Raw genomic sequence first — 17082 nt, forward strand, 5'->3', positions numbered from 1 at the left:
TTCAGCCACTGCGCGATGCCCAGACTTGCGTTGAAGCAAAGCCTGTCACGAAAACCGGCGCATGATAGCCGAGATCGGAACCTTGGACTTGTCCTTAGGGTCCAGTAATTAGCCTTAAGCATCAAACAGGACTAGGTTTAAGCCTCAGTTCGTTCCCTCAGTCCGTAGCCGTGCGGATTTAAAGGAGTCATTTCAATGCCGTCCCTCGATAGCCTGAAAACCCTTAAAACCTTACAAGTCGACGACAAGACTTATCACTATTTCAGCCTTCCCGAAGCCGCCAAAAGCCTGGGCGATCTCGACAAGCTGCCGATGTCGTTGAAAGTGCTGTTGGAAAACCTGCTGCGCTGGGAGGACGAGAAAACCGTTACCGGCGCCGACCTCAAGGCGATTGCCGCCTGGCTCAAGGAGCGTCGCTCCGATCGCGAAATCCAGTACCGGCCCGCGCGGGTATTAATGCAGGACTTTACCGGCGTTCCCGCCGTGGTCGACCTGGCCGCCATGCGCGCCGCCATGGCCAAGGCCGGTGGCGACCCGCAGCGAATCAATCCGCTGTCGCCGGTGGATCTGGTGATCGACCACTCGGTGATGGTCGACAAGTACGCCAGTTCAAGTGCCTTCGAACAGAACGTCGACATCGAAATGCAGCGCAACCACGAGCGTTACGCCTTCCTGCGCTGGGGCCAGAGCGCCTTCGACAATTTCAGCGTGGTGCCGCCGGGCACCGGCATCTGTCACCAGGTCAACCTCGAGTACCTGGGCCGCACGGTCTGGACCAAGGACGAGGACGGTCGCACCTATGCCTTTCCGGACACCTTGGTTGGCACTGACTCCCACACCACCATGATCAACGGCCTCGGCGTACTCGGCTGGGGCGTGGGCGGGATCGAAGCGGAAGCGGCGATGCTCGGTCAACCGGTGTCGATGCTGATTCCCGAAGTGATCGGTTTCAAACTCACCGGCAAGCTCAGAGAAGGCATCACCGCCACCGACCTGGTGCTGACGGTGACCCAAATGCTGCGCAAGAAAGGGGTGGTCGGCAAGTTCGTCGAGTTCTACGGCGACGGCCTCGCCGACCTGCCGTTGGCCGATCGCGCGACCATCGCCAACATGGCCCCGGAATATGGCGCCACCTGCGGCTTTTTCCCGGTTGATGACATCACCCTGGAATACCTGCGTTTATCGGGTCGCACCAGCGAAACCGTGAAATTGGTCGAGGCCTACAGCAAAGCCCAGGGCCTGTGGCGCCTGCCGGGCCAGGAACCGGTATTCACCGACAACCTGGCGCTGGACATGGGTAGCGTCGAAGCCAGCCTTGCCGGGCCGAAACGCCCCCAGGACCGGGTATCGCTGCCAAATGTCGCGCAAGCGTTCAGTGACTTCGTCGACCTGCAATTCAGACCCACCAGCAAGGAAGTCGGTCGTCTCGAAAGTGAAGGCGGCGGTGGCGTCGCGGTGGGCAATGCCGATCTGGCCGGTGAGGCCGACTACGAATACGACGGTCAGACCTATCGGTTGAAAAACGGCGCGGTAGTGATTGCCGCGATCACCTCCTGCACCAACACCTCCAACCCGAGCGTGATGATGGCCGCCGGCCTGGTGGCGAAGAAAGCCGTGGAGAAAGGCCTGAAGCGTAAACCGTGGGTCAAGAGTTCGCTGGCCCCCGGCTCGAAAGTGGTCACCGATTACTACAAGGCTGCCGGCCTGACCCAGTACCTTGATGAACTGGGTTTTGCCTTGGTCGGCTACGGCTGCACCACGTGTATCGGCAACTCCGGGCCATTAGCGGAGCCGATCGAAAAAGCCATTCAGGCCGCCGACCTGACCGTCGCCTCGGTGTTGTCGGGCAACCGCAACTTCGAAGGCCGCGTGCATCCGCTGGTGAAAACCAATTGGCTGGCCTCCCCGCCGCTGGTCGTCGCCTATGCGCTGGCCGGCACGATGCGCATCGACATCAGCAGCGAGCCTTTGGGTACCGACAAAGAGGGCAACCTGGTTTATCTGCGGGACATCTGGCCGAGCACCAAAGAAATCGCCGATGCGGTGACTCAGGTCAACACCGCGATGTTCCACAAGGAATACGCCGAAGTGTTTGCCGGAGACGAGCAATGGCAAGCGATTGAAGTGCCGCAAGCGGCGACGTATGTCTGGCAGGACGATTCGACGTACATCCAGCATCCACCGTTCTTCGATGACATCGGCGGGCCGCCGCCGGTGGTCAGGGACATCGTCGGTGCCAGAGTCCTCGCGCTGCTGGGTGATTCGGTGACCACCGATCACATCTCCCCGGCCGGCAACATCAAGGTCGACAGCCCCGCAGGCCACTACCTGCGCGAGAAAGGGGTGGAACCGCGGGACTTCAACTCCTATGGCTCCCGTCGCGGCAACCATCAAGTGATGATGCGCGGCACCTTCGCCAACATCCGCATTCGTAACGAGATGCTCAGCGGCGAAGAGGGCGGCAATACGATCTACATTCCCACCGGGGAGAAGATACCGATCTACGACGCGGCCATGCGTTACCAGGCGTCGGGAACCCCGCTGGTGGTAATCGCAGGCCAGGAATACGGCACCGGTTCGAGCCGCGACTGGGCAGCCAAAGGCACTAATCTGCTGGGAGTCAAAGCCGTCATCGCCGAGAGCTTCGAGCGGATTCACCGTTCCAACCTGGTCGGCATGGGCGTGTTGCCGTTGCAGTTCAAGCTGGATCAGAACCGCAAGAGCCTGAACCTTACCGGCAAGGAAACCGTGGATATCCTTGGCCTGACGGGCGTCGAACTGACTCCGCGCATGAACCTGACACTGGTCATCACCCGCGAAGACGGCAGCAAGGAAAAGATAGAGGTGTTGTGCCGGATCGATACCCTCAATGAAGTGGAGTACTTCAAGGCCGGCGGGATTTTGCATTACGTGTTGCGGCAGTTGATTGCTTCGTAACAGCCTGCCGACAACGACACCGCCTTTGGGCGGTGTTTTTGTTTGTGCGGTGTACGTCTCTATAATCGCGCGCCCATTAATTTTGTGTCGATCACAGATCAAATGTGGGAGCCCTGTGGTGAGGGGGCTTGTCGGAACGCCGCACCGCCCCGTTTGAGTGCGTAGCACTCACAAGATCTTTGGCATATCAGAGATTTTGGGGGCTGCTTCGCAGCCCAACGGAGGCAAGCCCCCTCGCCACAGTTCGCTCCCACATGGACCGAGGCAATCTGCAGAATTCAGACACTAGGACTTCAAATGATCGCTCTGCCATGGACTTATCTGGCACTTCTCTCCATTGGCTACGGCCTGGCTTTGATCTACGGCCATCTCGGCTGGCTCGCCGCTATCTCTTTCGCATTGCTGCTGTTCGCCGGTTTCGCCGTTCGCCAACAACACGTTCCCATTGGCCGCTACCTCGGCCACGGCCTGTTTATCGTCCTGGCGGTGGCACTGGCAATGCACTGGCTTCCCGGTTTTTATAACGGTCGCGCCATCAATCCCCAGCGCTTCACCGACGATGCCGTGTCGTTTGCCATGTACCTGAATCAGGACAAACCGCTGATCGGCTTCTGGCTGTTGCTGGTTTGTCCATGGATTGTCGGCCGGCGCTCGTTGCGGTTGTCCGTTTATGCCACCGCCCTCGCCCTGACCGTAAGCGCCGTGCTGGCTTTGGGTGGCGCGTTGTTACTGGGCGTGATCAGTTGGACGCCGAAGTGGCCGGATCAAGCCTGGTTGTGGGTACTGAACAATCTGTTGCTGGTGACGCTGGTAGAAGAAGCGCTGTTTCGCGGCTACATCCAGGGCGGTCTGAGCCGGCACTTCAAACACTTGCCTTATGGGGAAAACCTCGCGCTGTTGCTCGCCTCGTTACTGTTCGGTCTCGTTCATCTGGGGGCCGGCTGGCAATGGGTGTTGCTGGCGGGCCTGGCGGGGGTCGGTTATGGCCTGGCCTATCGTTTTGGTGGGTTGGGCGCGGCCATCGCCACCCATTTTGGTTTGAATCTGCTGCATTTCGGGCTGTTCACCTATCCAATGCTCGCCGGCTGACGCACGGTCGTTTCGCGACGCATCTCTGATTATTGAAAAAAACACTTCAATAAATACCTGACGATGCCGATACGCCCTCAAAGCCTTGCGGATTGAAAAAGCCATGCGTAACAACCAGCCCATTACACAACGCGAACGGACCTTCCCGGCTCAGCAACGGTTGATTTCCACCACCGATGCCAAGGGCGTGATCACCTACTGCAACGATGCTTTTATCGAAATCAGTGGGTTTTCTCGTGAGGAACTGATCCGTGCGCCGCATAACCTGGTCCGTCACCCCGACGTTCCGGCTGCGGTGTTCGCGCACATGTGGGGCACGCTGAAACAAGGCTTGCCATGGATGGGCATTGTCAAGAATCGCTGCAAGAGCGGTGACCACTACTGGGTTAACGCCTATGTCACACCGGTGTTCGACGGCAATCAGGTGATCGGTTACGAGTCGGTGCGGGTCAAACCCACCGCCGAGCAGATCCGCCGCGCCGAAGCGCTTTACCAACGCATCAATCAGGGCAAGTCTGCGATTCCCGCTACAGACAAATGGCTGCCGGTGCTTCAGGACTGGCTGCCGTTCATTCTGGTCAGCCAGTTGAGCTTCATGATCGGCGCCACCCTGACGTCCCAATGGGGCTTCGCCCTCGCCGCCGGCCTTTCGGTGCCGTTGGGCTTGATGGGTTTGAGCTGGCAACAGCGCGGTATCAAGCGTTTGCTGCGCCTGGCCGAACAGACCACGTCTGACCCGCTGATCGCGCAGATGTACACCGACAGTCGTGGCGCCCAGGCACGCCTGGAGATGTCGATCCTCAGTCAGGAAGCACGCCTGAAAACCTGCTTGACCCGTTTGCAGGACACCGCCGAACACCTGACCGAACAAGCGAAACAGTCCGACACCCTGGCCCACAACAGCTCCACCGGCCTGGAACGTCAACGCGTCGAAACCGAGCAAGTGGCGACCGCTGTGAATCAAATGGCCGCCACCACTCAGGAAGTCGCCAGCCACGTGCAGCGCACCGCTGACGCCACTCAAGAAGCCAATCGCCTGACCGGTCGCGGTCGTGACATCGCCGGGGAAACCCGCGAAGCCATTCAGCGTCTGTCGGCGGTGGTCGGTGAAACCGGCCTGACGGTCACGCAACTGGCCAAGGACAGCGACGAAATCGGCGGCGTGGTCGATGTAATCAAAGGCATTGCCGACCAGACCAACCTGCTGGCCTTGAACGCCGCGATTGAAGCCGCGCGTGCCGGTGAGATGGGCCGCGGTTTTGCGGTAGTGGCCGATGAAGTGCGTCAATTGGCGCAACGCACCAGCGAATCCACCGGGCAGATCCACGCCTTGATTGCCAAGCTGCAACAAACCGCCAGCACTGCAGTGCAAACCATGGAGACTGGCCACCGCCAGGCCGAAGAAGGTGTGGCGCGGGTATTGGAAGCGGATCAGGCGCTGGTGGGCATCAGCGAAGCGGTAGCCAACATCACCGACATGACCACCCAGATCGCTGCCGCCACCGAAGAGCAAAGTGCAGTGGCCGAAGAAATCAGCCGCAACATCAGCAACATCTCGCACCTGGCGGATCAGACCTCGGAACAGGCGCAGCACTCGGCACTGTTGAGTGAAGAGCTGACCAAAACGGCGAATACCCAGTATTCGTTGGTGGAGCGGTTTAATCGCTGATAGCGCTTGAAGGCAAAAAAAACCGGACGGCGAAAGCGTCCGGTTTTTTATTATCCCTTTGAAAATTTGTTAGCTGTGAGGCCGCCATCGCGGGCAAGCCCGCTCCCACAGTGAACTGTGGTGTGGCTGGATTTTGGGATCGACACGAAACCCTGTGGGAGCGGGCTTGCCCGCGAAGAGACCCGAACTGGCACTGCAAATCTCACTGAAGAAACTCGGACACCTTCCCCGCCGCAGCCGCCAAATGCTGCTCATGCGTAAACCCCGAAGCCTTCAACGGCTTCAAGTCATGGTCCGCCGCTGCGAGCCAAAACACCTCGATACTCGGCGCCAAGTTATAAGCCTCGACGGCCGCCCGATTACCCAATGCATCCCGTTCACCCTGCACAATCAATGTGCGAGTCTTCAACGCCGCCAAATGTTCAACCCGCGGCTTCTCCGGTTTGCCCACCGCATAAAACGGATACCCCAGGCACACCAGCGCATCCGCGCCTAACTCATCGGCCAACAAACTCGCCATCCGCCCGCCCATGGACTTGCCGCCAATGGCCAGGCGCCCAGCGACATGGCGTCGCACCACGGCATACACCTCACGCCAGCATTCCTGCAATTTTGGCGCTGGGTTCGGGGGACGTTTACCGCCATCGATACGCCGCTGCGCCATGTACGGAAACTCGAAACGCAGCACGTTGACCCCATGCGCAGCAAGGCGCGCAGCCATGTCGCTCATCCAGCCACTGTCCATCGGCGCACCGGCGCCGTGAGCGAGAATCAGCGTTGCCGAGGCCGGCGTCGAGGCGGCATTCCACAACCATCCATGATCCCGCACGCACTGCGCCCATTGATCCCCGTCAATACTGGCCTTGTGCTCTTTGTCCATGCTTGCCTCGCTTTTAGTCTGCCTATAACTCCAGGCGAAGGGAGCGTCTGCCGTGCGGCTTACTCGCAAAGACAGGCCCTCACTTCGGCTGAACCGTGGATGGGGAACCATGAACACTTCAATCAGTACCGCCTACAACTACAAGGTGGTCCGCCAATTCGCCATTATGACGGTGGTGTGGGGCATCGTCGGCATGGGGCTCGGGGTTTTTCTCGCCGCCCAATTGGTCTGGCCCGAACTTAACTTCAATCTGCCATGGACCAGTTTCGGCCGGTTACGTCCACTGCACACCAACGCGGTGATTTTCGCCTTCGGCGGCTGCGCCCTGTTCGCCAGTTCGTTCTACTCGGTACAACGCACCTGCCAGACTCGCCTGTTCGCACCGAAGATCGCCGCGTTCTGCTTCTGGGGCTGGCAACTGGTGATCCTGCTGGCGGCCATCAGCCTGCCACTGGGTTACACCAGCTCCAAGGAATACGCCGAACTGGAATGGCCGATCGACATCCTGATCACCATCGTCTGGGTGGCCTACGCCGTCGTGTTCTTCGGCACGATCATGCAGCGCAAGACCAAACACATCTATGTCGGCAACTGGTTCTTCGGTGGATTCATCATCACCGTGGCGATCCTGCACATCGTCAACAACCTTGAGCTGCCGGTGAGTTTCACCAAGTCCTACTCGGTGTACGCCGGTGCGACCGATGCCATGGTGCAGTGGTGGTACGGACACAACGCCGTAGGCTTTTTCCTCACCGCCGGTTTCCTCGGGATGATGTACTACTTCGTGCCGAAACAGGCCGAGCGTCCGGTGTATTCCTATCGTTTGTCGATCGTGCACTTCTGGGCGCTGATCACCCTGTACATCTGGGCCGGCCCGCACCACTTGCACTACACCGCGCTGCCGGACTGGGCGCAGTCGTTGGGCATGGTGATGTCGCTGATCCTGTTGGCGCCAAGCTGGGGCGGGATGATCAACGGCATGATGACGCTCTCGGGCGCCTGGCATAAGTTGCGCAGCGACCCGATCCTGCGTTTCCTCGTGGTGTCGCTGGCGTTCTACGGCATGTCGACCTTCGAAGGGCCGATGATGGCGATCAAAACGGTCAACGCCCTCTCCCACTACACCGACTGGACCATCGGCCACGTTCACGCCGGCGCGCTCGGCTGGGTGGCGATGATTTCCATCGGCGCGCTCTACCACATGATTCCGAAAGTCTTCGGCCGCGCGCAGATGCACAGCATCGGCCTGATCAACGCGCACTTCTGGCTCGCGACCATCGGCACCGTGCTGTACATCGCGTCGATGTGGGTCAACGGCATCGCCCAGGGCCTGATGTGGCGCGCCGTTAACGAGGACGGCACGCTGACCTATTCCTTCGTCGAAACCCTGGTGGCCAGCCACCCAGGCTTCGTCGTGCGACTGGTGGGCGGCGCGATCTTCCTCAGTGGCATGTTCCTGATGGCTTACAACACCTGGCGCACCGTGCGGGCCTCGCAGCCTGCCGAAGCCGCCGCTGCCGCGCAGATAGCCTGAGGAGTCCGCGATGAAACACGAAACAATCGAGAAAAACGTCGGCCTGCTGATGTTGCTGATGGTGCTGGCCGTGAGCATCGGCGGCCTGACCCAGATCGTCCCGCTGTTCTTTCAGGACGTGACCAATAAACCGGTCGAAGGCATGAAGCCCTATACCGCGTTGCAACTGGAAGGTCGCGACATTTACATCCGCGAAGGCTGCGTCGGCTGCCATTCGCAAATGATCCGCCCGTTCCGCGCCGAGACCGAGCGCTATGGCCATTACTCGGTGGCCGGGGAAAGCGTCTGGGATCACCCGTTCCTCTGGGGCTCGAAACGGACCGGACCTGACCTGGCGCGCGTCGGCGGTCGCTACTCCGAAGACTGGCACCGCGCGCACTTGTACAACCCGCGCAACGTGGTGCCGGAATCGAAGATGCCAGCCTACCCATGGCTGGTCGCCAATCAGGTCGACAGCAGCCACACCGAAACCAAGATCCGCGCCATGCGCACCCTCGGCGTGCCGTACACCGACGAAGACATCTCCGGTGCAACGGCTTCGCTCCAGGGCAAAACCGAAATGGACGCGCTGGTCGCCTACCTGCAAGTGCTCGGTACCGCCATCAAGAGCAAGAGGTGAGCCATGTCCATGCCCTTTGAAATAGTAAGCGAAATGAGCAGTGGAATGATCCGCGGCCTGGGCACGGTCGTGGTGTTCGTGGCCTTCGTCGGCCTGACACTGTGGGTGTTCAATAGCAAGCGTAATCCGGAGTTCGCCGAAGCGCGCCTGCTGCCGTTCGCCGACGAGCCGCAATCCGAAAACAGCACCCAACAAGAATCCGCCACGAGGAGTACCCGGCCATGACCACCTTCTGGAGTACGTGGATCTGCGTACTGACCATCGGCAGCCTGATCGGCCTGACCTGGCTGCTGATTGGTACGCGTCGAGGGGAAACCAAGGGCAGCACCGACCAGACCATGGGCCACAGCTTCGACGGCATCGAGGAGTACGACAACCCGCTGCCGCAGTGGTGGTTCATGCTGTTCGCCGGCACGTTGGTGTTTGCCGTCGGCTACCTGATCCTTTACCCGGGGCTGGGTAACTGGAAAGGCATATTGCCCGGTTATGAAAACGGCTGGACCGGCGTCCACGAATGGGAAAAGGAGATGAACAAGGCTGACGCGAAGTTCGGGCCGATCTTCGCCAAATTTGCTGCCATGCCCATCGAAGAAGTGGCCAGGGACCCGCTAGCACTGAAAATGGGCGGTCGCCTGTTTGCGTCCAATTGCTCGGTGTGCCACGGCTCGGATGCCAAGGGCGCGTTTGGTTTCCCGAACCTGGCCGACAGCAATTGGCGCTGGGGCGGTGATGCCGACATGATCAAAACGACAATCATGGGTGGCCGCATGGCCGCGATGCCGGCCTGGGGTGAAATCCTCGGCGACGCTGGCGTGAAAAACGTCGCCGCTTATGTGCGTCATGAACTGGCCGGCCTGCCCTTGCCGGAAGGCAACACAGCTGATCTGCACGCTGGACAGCAAGCGTTCAGCACCACCTGCGTAGCTTGTCATGGGGCAAACGGCCAGGGCACTGAAGCCATGGGGGCGCCGAATCTGACGCAACCGGCCGGATTTATCTACGGTACAAGCCTGGCGCAGCTGCAACAAACCATTCGTCATGGCCGCCAGGGCCATATGCCGGCGCAGAACGAACTGCTCGGCAACGACAAGGTGCAATTGCTGGCCGCTTATGTGTACAGCCTGTCTCAGGGGTTGAGCACCGAGCGTTTACAGGCTGAAGGCAAAAGCAAATAAATCTCGTCCGCTCTGCTGCCGCATTCACCCGGATGCGGCAGTTCCCTGCCCCTTTGCGACGCATTGTCGCACCCTCCCTTGGTCTTCCTTTCGGTTCGTCGGATTCGGGTCTAAGCTTCCCTGCGATGCGGACTGGTCAGCGCCGGTTCCAGGTCGACCCAACCCGATGTGTTCGACGAATCTGCTCGATGACAGGCCGCAAAGGCTGGTAGATACCGGCTGCCATGCCAATTGCCATTCAGCGCCCGATCGTTGTGTTTGAACACACCCCGTTACATCCGACCTGACCCCCTCACCATTTTCATCCGCTGCGACATTTGTCCAGGGGCAATTTTGTCCTTACGCGGCGCATGGAAAGGCCGCAGAATCAGCTTTTGAAAGCATTGACCCACGTCATGGCGCGTTGCAATGACCCCCCGCTTTCTCCATACTTGCGGCCGATTTTTACTCCTAATAAAACACCCAAACCGTGGAACCTTAGAATGAGCACAGCAATCAGTCCGACTGCTTATAACTATAAGGTAGTCCGCCAGTTCGCCATCATGACGGTGGTCTGGGGGATCCTTGGCATGGGGCTTGGTGTCTTCATCGCCTCACAGCTCGTATGGCCGGAATTGAACTTCGGTCTGCCGTGGACGACTTTTGGACGCTTACGCCCGTTGCACACTAACCTGGTGATTTTCGCCTTCGGTGGTTGTGCGTTGTTTGCCACTTCCTATTACGTCGTGCAGCGAACCTGCCAAACGCGACTGATTTCCGACAGCCTCGCGGCCTTCACCTTCTGGGGTTGGCAAGCGGTGATCGTCGGCGCGATCGTGACCTTGCCGCTGGGTTACACCACCACCAAGGAATACGCGGAACTGGAATGGCCCCTGGCTATTCTGCTGGCCATCGTCTGGGTTACTTACGGTCTGGTGTTCTTCGGCACCATCACCAAGCGCAAGACCAAGCACATCTATGTCGGTAACTGGTTCTACGGTGCCTTCATCGTCGTGACGGCGATGCTGCACATCGTCAACCACGCCTCCCTGCCGGTCAGTTTCTTCAAGTCCTACTCGGCCTATGCCGGTGCAACTGACGCAATGATCCAGTGGTGGTACGGCCACAACGCCGTGGGCTTCTTCCTGACCACTGGCTTCCTGGGGATGATGTACTACTTCGTTCCGAAGCAGGCCGAGCGTCCGATCTACTCCTATCGTCTGTCGATCGTGCACTTCTGGGCGCTGATCACCCTGTACATCTGGGCCGGTCCGCACCACCTGCACTACACCGCACTGCCAGACTGGGCTCAGTCCCTGGGCATGGCGATGTCGATCATCCTGCTGGCACCAAGCTGGGGCGGCATGATCAACGGCATGATGACCCTGTCGGGCGCCTGGCATAAGCTGCGCACCGACCCGATCCTGCGTTTCCTCGTGGTATCGCTGGCGTTCTACGGCATGTCGACCTTCGAAGGCCCGATGATGGCCATCAAGACCGTCAACTCGCTGTCGCACTACACCGACTGGACCATCGGCCACGTACACGCCGGCGCTCTTGGCTGGGTAGCGATGATTTCGATCGGCGCGATCTACCACATGATCCCGAAACTGTTCGGTCGTGCGCAGATGCACAGCATCGGCCTGATCAACACGCACTTCTGGCTCGCGACCATCGGTACCGTTCTGTACATCGCGTCGATGTGGGTCAACGGCATCACCCAAGGTCTGATGTGGCGTGCAATCAACGATGACGGCACCCTCACCTACTCGTTCGTTGAAGCGTTGCAAGCCAGCCACCCTGGTTTCATCGTTCGCGCCCTGGGCGGTGCGTTCTTCGCCAGCGGCATGCTGTTCATGGCCTACAACGTATGGCGTACCGTACGTGCCTCGAACCCGGCTGAAGCCAAAGCTGCTGAACAGATTGCTGTAGTTGGAGCTCACTGATGAAGCATGAAGCAGTCGAGAAGAATATTGGCCTGCTGGCCTTCTTCATGGTTATCGCCGTCAGCATCGGCGGCCTGACTCAAATCGTTCCGCTGTTTTTCCAGGACGTCACCAACAAGCCGGTCGAGGGCATGAAGCCTCGCACCGCCCTTGAGCTGGAAGGCCGTGACGTGTACATCGCCAACGGTTGTGTCGGCTGCCACTCGCAGATGATCCGCCCGTTCCGTGCTGAAACCGAACGCTACGGCCACTACTCGGTCGCCGGTGAAAGCGTTTGGGACCACCCGTTCCTGTGGGGTTCCAAGCGTACCGGTCCGGACCTGGCCCGTGTCGGCGGTCGTTACTCCGATGACTGGCAGCGTGCGCACTTGTACAACCCGCGCAACGTAGTGCCTGAGTCGAAAATGCCGGCTTACCCGTTCCTCGTGGAAAACAAGCTCGACGGCAAAGACACCGCCAAGAAAATGGAAGTCTTGCGCACGCTCGGCGTCCCTTACACCGACGAAGACATCGCCGGCGCCAAGGATGCTGTGAAGGGCAAAACCGAAATGGACGCGCTGGTGGCCTATCTGCAAGGCCTGGGCACCATCATCAAAAGCAAACGGTGATTTAGATGGATATCGGGATGATTCGTGGCCTGGGCACCGTTGTTGTGATGGTGGCCTTCATCGGTCTGGCGCTGTGGGTGTTCAGCCCCAAGCGCAAGTCGGAGTTTGAAGACGCGACCTTGCTGCCTTTCGCGGATGATCCCGAAGCCATCAAGCACGTCGAGCAAGCTTCTAGGAGTAACAAAGAATGACTACGTTCTGGAGTCTGTACGTCACAGTCCTCAGTCTCGGCACCATCTTCGCCCTGACCTGGCTGCTGCTGTCCACCCGCAAGGGCCAGCGCAGCGAATCCACCGATGAAACGGTCGGTCACTCCTTCGACGGGATCGAGGAGTATGACAACCCGTTGCCGAAATGGTGGTTCATGCTGTTTGTGGGCACCATCATCTTCGCCCTCGGCTATCTGGTGCTGTACCCGGGCCTGGGTAACTGGAAAGGCCTGTTGCCGGGTTACAACTACCTCGATAACGACAAGCAGACCGCGTTCGCCAACGGCCAGACTGGCTGGACCGGTGTTCACGAGTGGGAAAAGGAAATGCTCAGGTCGGACGCCAAGTTCGGCCCGATCTTCGCCAAGTTTGCTTCCATGCCGATCGAAGAAGTCGCCAAAGACCCGCAAGCCCTGAAGATGGGTGGCCGCCTGTTCGCCTCCAACTGCTCGGTCTGCCACGGTTCCGACGCCAAAGGCGCCTACGGTTTCCCTAACCTGACCGACGCCGACTGGCGCTGGGGTGGCGAGGCAGAAACCATCAAGACCACCATCATGGGCGGTCGTCATGCCGTGATGCCGGCCTGGGCTGCAGTGATCGGCGAGCAAGGCGTCGCTGACGTTGCCGCGTTCGTGGTGACCAACCTCGATGGTCGCAAGTTGCCGGAAGGCACCAAGGCTGACCCGGTTGCGGGCCAGAAACTGTTTGCCGCCAACTGCGTGGCATGCCACGGCCCGGAAGGCAAAGGGACTCCAGCGATGGGTGCACCTAACCTGACCCACCCGGCGGCGTTCATCTACGGTTCGAGCTTCGCTCAACTGCAGCAGACCATCCGTTATGGCCGTCAGGGCCAGATGCCTGCGCAAGAACAGCTGCAAGGCAACGACAAGGTTCACCTGCTGGCCGCTTACGTCTACAGCCTGTCTCATGGTGAGAAAGCCCCGGCGGAAGACGCCCAGTAAGATCCAAGCCTGAGCGATGCATAAAGGCCCCGCCAATGAAAGTTGGCGGGGCCTTTTTATTCGCCCTCGGCTTAAGCGGTGGCTGTACAGATGACGCGAGGCGTGGGTCGGTTCCTGTTATTTGTGCACTCGCGCTTCGGCGGCTATTCGACGAGTGGACCAGTTGTTGCCTTTGACGACGCTGACCTCAAGGCTCTGCCTGTCCTCGATAAAACTGGCGATCAGATACGTTTGTTGCGAAGACGATCCGCTCAGGAAAACCGGCACATCGCCAAAAAGCTCTTCCCCACGGCCATACCATCCAACGCCCCAATGGTCATGACCACCGAACACCGCGGTAACCTTGTAGGTGTTGATCATCTCCCTGAAGCGCTTGATCTGAGCCGCGCTAGCCTTTCTCCAGTCATAGACCTTGTGCATGTTCAAGATAATGATCTTTCCGTCAGCCCGTGCCCGAGCCAGATCTTTATCCAGCCAGTCAAGCGCATCGGTGATTTCATAGGTGGTTGTCTTAACGATCCCTGAAGTGAAGGTCACGGTATAAGTCGGCTCCTTGTGCAACTGAACCATGTGCACATCACCGAAGGTTTTTGAATAGGCGAGGCTGCCGTAATAAGTCTTGCCTAACCCCGATGCTCGGGCAGCCAAGTCCATCGAATCAACACGCCCCCAATAACGGTTTTTTAAATCATCAACACTCCCGGCCGCACAGTTATTGAGAAAACAATCATCTACGTTATTGGCGTAATCATGATTACCCAGGCCGTAGTCATACGCGCCCTCCAGCTTGTCCTCGAACACGGTACGCATGAACGAACGTTCGCCACCATGCCCGTACGACGTGATGTCTCCATTGATCATGACGGGTACGCGAGCCGCGCCGCCATTGAGCTTGCGAAAACTGGCCATACTGGAATATTGCGCGTCAATCAGCTCAGCCGAACGCTTTTCGACATTCGGATCACGGATATCGGCATCGGTCAGATCACTCCACGGATATTGCGAATCAGAGGCGAAGATCAAGTGCCCGGGCAATTCTTCAACGGCCCATGCCGGAAACCCGGTCAATATTAAAAATAGTCCCAGCCATCGCGGGGAACTAAAGGTTAAGTTCATAGAAATCCTTTTCATGACACGATAGTTATTTAAATACACAGGCGTTATATGCTGCGCCTCCAAACTTATGGCAATACGAACGACAAGACAATTAGTGCAACCTTTTGGATTACTAACAGATATGTCGACCTCCCATTTTCCACCGTAACCGGCCAAGGCCAGCGCCATGAAGCAGCTATAGTCAATTGATCTGGGTCACGACTTGTTACATCCGCTACACCATCCGCCCCCGTCACCCAACGCGACCAAAGGTCGCACCCTTGACCCAGAGCTACAGGCGTATCATTGCGCCACTGCAACACCTCTTTTTGACCGCGGTCGGCACGTACTGACCGAGGCATTTTTCCACTGCCGTGGGATGCAATGATGAGCAATCAGATTCCGGTACACGACGTCACTCCGCCTGCCAAGAACGCGAACAACAGCGTCGACCTCTACGCCTCTCGAGAAAAAATCTACACCCGCGCCTTCACCGGCCTGTTCCGCAATCTGCGGATGATCGGCGGTGCCGGGCTGTTTCTGCTGTATTTCGGCACGGTGTGGCTGAACTGGGGCGGTCATCAGGCCGTCTGGTGGAACCTGCCGGAGCGTAAATTCTTCATTTTTGGCGCGACCTTCTGGCCTCAGGATTTCATCCTGCTCTCGGGCATTCTGATCGTCAGTGCCTTCGGCCTGTTCTTCATCACCGTGTATGCCGGTCGGGTCTGGTGCGGCTACACCTGCCCGCAAAGCGTCTGGACCTGGATCTTCATGTGGTGCGAAAAAGTCACCGAAGGCGATCGCAACCAGCGCATCAAGCTCGACAAGGCGCCGATGAGCGCCAATAAGTTCGTGCGTAAATTCAGCAAGCACACGATGTGGCTGCTGATCGGTTTAGTGACTGGCATGACCTTCGTCGGTTACTTCTCACCGATTCGCGAACTGGTGCTCGATTTCTTCACCGGCCAGGCCGATGGCTGGTCGTATTTCTGGGTCGGGTTCTTCACCCTCGCCACCTACGGCAACGCCGGTTGGTTGCGCGAGCAGGTGTGCATCTACATGTGCCCGTACGCACGTTTCCAGAGCGTAATGTTCGACAAGGACACGCTGATCGTCTCCTACGACCCGCGCCGTGGCGAGAGCCGTGGCCCGCGCAAGAAAGGCATCGACTACAAGGCTCAGGGCCTGGGCGATTGCATCGACTGCACCATGTGCGTCCAGGTCTGCCCCACCGGTATCGACATCCGCGACGGCCTGCAAGTCGAATGCATTGGCTGCGCGGCGTGCATCGACGCCTGCGACAGCATCATGGACAAGATGGACTACCCGCGTGGCCTGATCAGCTACACCACCGAGCACAACCTGTCGGGGCAAAAAACCCATAAACTGCGTCCGCGCCTGATCGGCTATGCCACGGTGCTGCTGGCGATGATCGCGTTGCTGATGACTGCATTCTTCATGCGTTCGCTGGTGGGTTTCGATGTCAGCAAAGACCGCGTGTTGTACCGCGAGAACGCCGAAGGCCGGATCGAAAACGTCTACAGCCTGAAGATCATGAACAAGGATCAGCGCGACCATACCTATGTGCTGGAAGCCACCGGCCTGCCGGATCTCAAGCTGCAAGGCAAGCGCGAGATCAAAGTTGCCGCCGGGGAGATTTTCAGTCAGCCGGTCGAACTGTCCAGCGCACCGGAACAACTGCCGTCGAGCACCAACGAGGTGAAATTCATCCTCAAGGATGCCGATGACGCCAACGTCCACGTTGAAGCCAAGAGCCGATTCATCGGCCCACAAATTCGTTGAGAGAAGTGATCATGCCCGCAGCAACTGCCGCAAGTCCCTGGTACAAGCACCTTTGGCCGTGGATCATCATCGCCATCCTGGCCTGCTCGGTGACTTTGACCCTGTCGATGGTGACCATCGCGGTGAACAACCCGGACAACCTGGTCAACGACAACTATTACGAGGCCGGCAAGGGTATTAACCGTTCGCTGGACCGCGAACTGCTGGCCCAGACCCTGCAGCTGCGTGCCAGTGTGCACCTGGATGACGTGACCGGCGAAGTCGACCTGCGCCTGAGCGGCAACAGCCAGCCGAAAACCCTTGAGCTGAACCTGATTTCGCCAACCCAACCGGAGAAAGATCGCAAGATCACCCTGGCCCGCAGCGAAACCGAACAAGGCCGCTACATCGGCCAGTTGAGCGACAAGATTGAAGGTCGTCGCTTTGTCGAGTTGCTGGGTGTGCAGGATGACAAGACCTGGCGCATGTTCGAAGAGGAACAGGTCAGCCATGCCAAGGATCTGCTGCTCGGTGATGAGCCGCTGCAGGGTGCGGAAGACCTGAAAAAATAAGCACCTGCGAATGCGATCAAATGTGG

General features: G+C 58.8%; 15 protein-coding genes. 13 read left to right on the forward strand and 2 right to left on the reverse strand.

The annotated features are described in order from the left end of the window. Window positions 1–195: 195 nt before the first annotated feature. The 3 genes from acnA (at window position 196) to ACZ3HH_RS14455 (ending at window position 5695) form a co-directional block, all read left to right on the forward strand. Window positions 196–2937, forward strand: coding sequence for an aconitate hydratase AcnA (gene acnA / locus ACZ3HH_RS14445; protein WP_465805537.1), 2742 nt, complete (start codon window positions 196–198; stop codon window positions 2935–2937). A gap of 297 nt (window positions 2938–3234) precedes the next feature. Further along, the gene (locus ACZ3HH_RS14450; RefSeq protein WP_465805539.1) at window positions 3235–4026 is read left to right on the forward strand and encodes a lysostaphin resistance A-like protein; all 792 of its coding nucleotides are present in this window, start codon (window positions 3235–3237) and stop codon (window positions 4024–4026) included. 103 nt (window positions 4027–4129) lie between these two features. Then, entirely contained in the window at window positions 4130–5695 is a 1566-nt protein-coding gene (locus ACZ3HH_RS14455; RefSeq protein WP_465805541.1) for a methyl-accepting chemotaxis protein, read from the forward strand. Window positions 5696–5897: 202 nt separating this feature from the next. Here ACZ3HH_RS14455 and ACZ3HH_RS14460 read toward each other — a convergent pair whose 3' ends face one another. After that, complete coding sequence (locus ACZ3HH_RS14460; protein WP_465805543.1) at window positions 5898–6575, reverse strand: alpha/beta family hydrolase; 678 nt, start codon at window positions 6573–6575, stop codon at window positions 5898–5900. Between the two features lie 109 nt (window positions 6576–6684). Here ACZ3HH_RS14460 and ccoN (ACZ3HH_RS14465) point away from each other — a divergent pair, with 109 nt between their 5' ends. The 8 genes from ccoN (ACZ3HH_RS14465) to ccoP (ACZ3HH_RS14500) all read left to right on the forward strand — a co-directional run bounded on the left by ccoN (ACZ3HH_RS14465) (window position 6685) and on the right by ccoP (ACZ3HH_RS14500) (window position 13607). Continuing rightward, window positions 6685–8109, forward strand: coding sequence for a cytochrome-c oxidase, cbb3-type subunit I (ccoN, locus tag ACZ3HH_RS14465; protein WP_465805545.1), 1425 nt, complete (start codon window positions 6685–6687; stop codon window positions 8107–8109). Between the two features lie 10 nt (window positions 8110–8119). After that, window positions 8120–8728 (forward strand): cytochrome-c oxidase, cbb3-type subunit II, encoded by a 609-nt coding sequence (ccoO, locus tag ACZ3HH_RS14470; RefSeq protein WP_465805547.1) that lies wholly within the window; start codon window positions 8120–8122, stop codon window positions 8726–8728. Window positions 8729–8749: 21 nt separating this feature from the next. Further along, a complete protein-coding gene (locus ACZ3HH_RS14475) occupies window positions 8750–8953 on the forward strand; it encodes a cbb3-type cytochrome oxidase subunit 3 (RefSeq protein ID WP_123360719.1) in 204 nt (67 codons plus the stop codon). Then, on the forward strand, window positions 8950–9903 hold the full coding sequence (ccoP, locus tag ACZ3HH_RS14480; RefSeq protein ID WP_465805548.1) for a cytochrome-c oxidase, cbb3-type subunit III: 954 nt from the start codon (window positions 8950–8952) through the stop codon (window positions 9901–9903). Before ACZ3HH_RS14475 ends, ccoP (ACZ3HH_RS14480) begins: the two co-directional genes overlap by 4 nt. A gap of 482 nt (window positions 9904–10385) precedes the next feature. Continuing rightward, on the forward strand, window positions 10386–11828 hold the full coding sequence (gene ccoN / locus ACZ3HH_RS14485) for a cytochrome-c oxidase, cbb3-type subunit I (RefSeq protein WP_123360008.1): 1443 nt from the start codon (window positions 10386–10388) through the stop codon (window positions 11826–11828). Next, window positions 11828–12436 carry a cytochrome-c oxidase, cbb3-type subunit II gene (ccoO, locus tag ACZ3HH_RS14490; protein ID WP_009042961.1) on the forward strand — a complete coding sequence of 203 codons (609 nt, stop codon included), beginning with the start codon at window positions 11828–11830 and terminating at the stop codon, window positions 12434–12436. Before ccoN (ACZ3HH_RS14485) ends, ccoO (ACZ3HH_RS14490) begins: the two co-directional genes overlap by 1 nt. Window positions 12437–12441: 5 nt before the next feature. Then, window positions 12442–12627: a CcoQ/FixQ family Cbb3-type cytochrome c oxidase assembly chaperone gene (locus ACZ3HH_RS14495; RefSeq protein WP_003175465.1), complete on the forward strand. Its 186-nt coding sequence runs from the start codon at window positions 12442–12444 to the stop codon at window positions 12625–12627. Continuing rightward, window positions 12624–13607: a cytochrome-c oxidase, cbb3-type subunit III gene (gene ccoP, locus ACZ3HH_RS14500; RefSeq protein WP_123360010.1), complete on the forward strand. Its 984-nt coding sequence runs from the start codon at window positions 12624–12626 to the stop codon at window positions 13605–13607. Before ACZ3HH_RS14495 ends, ccoP (ACZ3HH_RS14500) begins: the two co-directional genes overlap by 4 nt. Before the next feature lie 117 nt (window positions 13608–13724). Here the strand turns inward: ccoP (ACZ3HH_RS14500) and ACZ3HH_RS14505 are convergent, their stop codons facing one another. After that, window positions 13725–14723 (reverse strand): metallophosphoesterase family protein, encoded by a 999-nt coding sequence (locus tag ACZ3HH_RS14505; protein ID WP_465805559.1) that lies wholly within the window; start codon window positions 14721–14723, stop codon window positions 13725–13727. Between the two features lie 366 nt (window positions 14724–15089). Here ACZ3HH_RS14505 and ccoG point away from each other — a divergent pair, with 366 nt between their 5' ends. Together ccoG and ACZ3HH_RS14515 are read left to right on the forward strand one after the other, a co-directional pair. Next, complete coding sequence (ccoG, locus tag ACZ3HH_RS14510) at window positions 15090–16505, forward strand: cytochrome c oxidase accessory protein CcoG (RefSeq protein ID WP_465805561.1); 1416 nt, start codon at window positions 15090–15092, stop codon at window positions 16503–16505. Between the two features lie 11 nt (window positions 16506–16516). Beyond that, window positions 16517–17056 carry a FixH family protein gene (locus ACZ3HH_RS14515; protein WP_460146948.1) on the forward strand — a complete coding sequence of 180 codons (540 nt, stop codon included), beginning with the start codon at window positions 16517–16519 and terminating at the stop codon, window positions 17054–17056. Window positions 17057–17082: the final 26 nt, after the last annotated feature.

This window comes from Pseudomonas sp. PME37.24/025, assembly GCF_055556615.1.

What these genes read in the sequence shown, in the direction of transcription:
- ccoP (WP_123360010.1), top strand. Translation starts at nt 12,624, where the DNA reads ATGACTACGTTCTGGAGTCTGTACGTCACAGTCCTCAGTCTCGGCACC.
- ccoO (WP_465805547.1), top strand. Translation starts at nt 8,120, where the DNA reads ATGAAACACGAAACAATCGAGAAAAACGTCGGCCTGCTGATGTTGCTG.
- ccoO (WP_009042961.1), top strand. Translation starts at nt 11,828, where the DNA reads ATGAAGCATGAAGCAGTCGAGAAGAATATTGGCCTGCTGGCCTTCTTC.
- ACZ3HH_RS14495 (WP_003175465.1), top strand. Translation starts at nt 12,442, where the DNA reads ATGGATATCGGGATGATTCGTGGCCTGGGCACCGTTGTTGTGATGGTG.
- ACZ3HH_RS14505 (WP_465805559.1), bottom strand. Translation starts at nt 14,723, where the DNA reads ATGAACTTAACCTTTAGTTCCCCGCGATGGCTGGGACTATTTTTAATA.
- ccoN (WP_123360008.1), top strand. Translation starts at nt 10,386, where the DNA reads ATGAGCACAGCAATCAGTCCGACTGCTTATAACTATAAGGTAGTCCGC.
- ccoG (WP_465805561.1), top strand. Translation starts at nt 15,090, where the DNA reads ATGAGCAATCAGATTCCGGTACACGACGTCACTCCGCCTGCCAAGAAC.
- ccoP (WP_465805548.1), top strand. Translation starts at nt 8,950, where the DNA reads ATGACCACCTTCTGGAGTACGTGGATCTGCGTACTGACCATCGGCAGC.
- ACZ3HH_RS14460 (WP_465805543.1), bottom strand. Translation starts at nt 6,575, where the DNA reads ATGGACAAAGAGCACAAGGCCAGTATTGACGGGGATCAATGGGCGCAG.
- ACZ3HH_RS14455 (WP_465805541.1), top strand. Translation starts at nt 4,130, where the DNA reads ATGCGTAACAACCAGCCCATTACACAACGCGAACGGACCTTCCCGGCT.
- ACZ3HH_RS14515 (WP_460146948.1), top strand. Translation starts at nt 16,517, where the DNA reads ATGCCCGCAGCAACTGCCGCAAGTCCCTGGTACAAGCACCTTTGGCCG.
- ACZ3HH_RS14450 (WP_465805539.1), top strand. Translation starts at nt 3,235, where the DNA reads ATGATCGCTCTGCCATGGACTTATCTGGCACTTCTCTCCATTGGCTAC.
- acnA (WP_465805537.1), top strand. Translation starts at nt 196, where the DNA reads ATGCCGTCCCTCGATAGCCTGAAAACCCTTAAAACCTTACAAGTCGAC.
- ccoN (WP_465805545.1), top strand. Translation starts at nt 6,685, where the DNA reads ATGAACACTTCAATCAGTACCGCCTACAACTACAAGGTGGTCCGCCAA.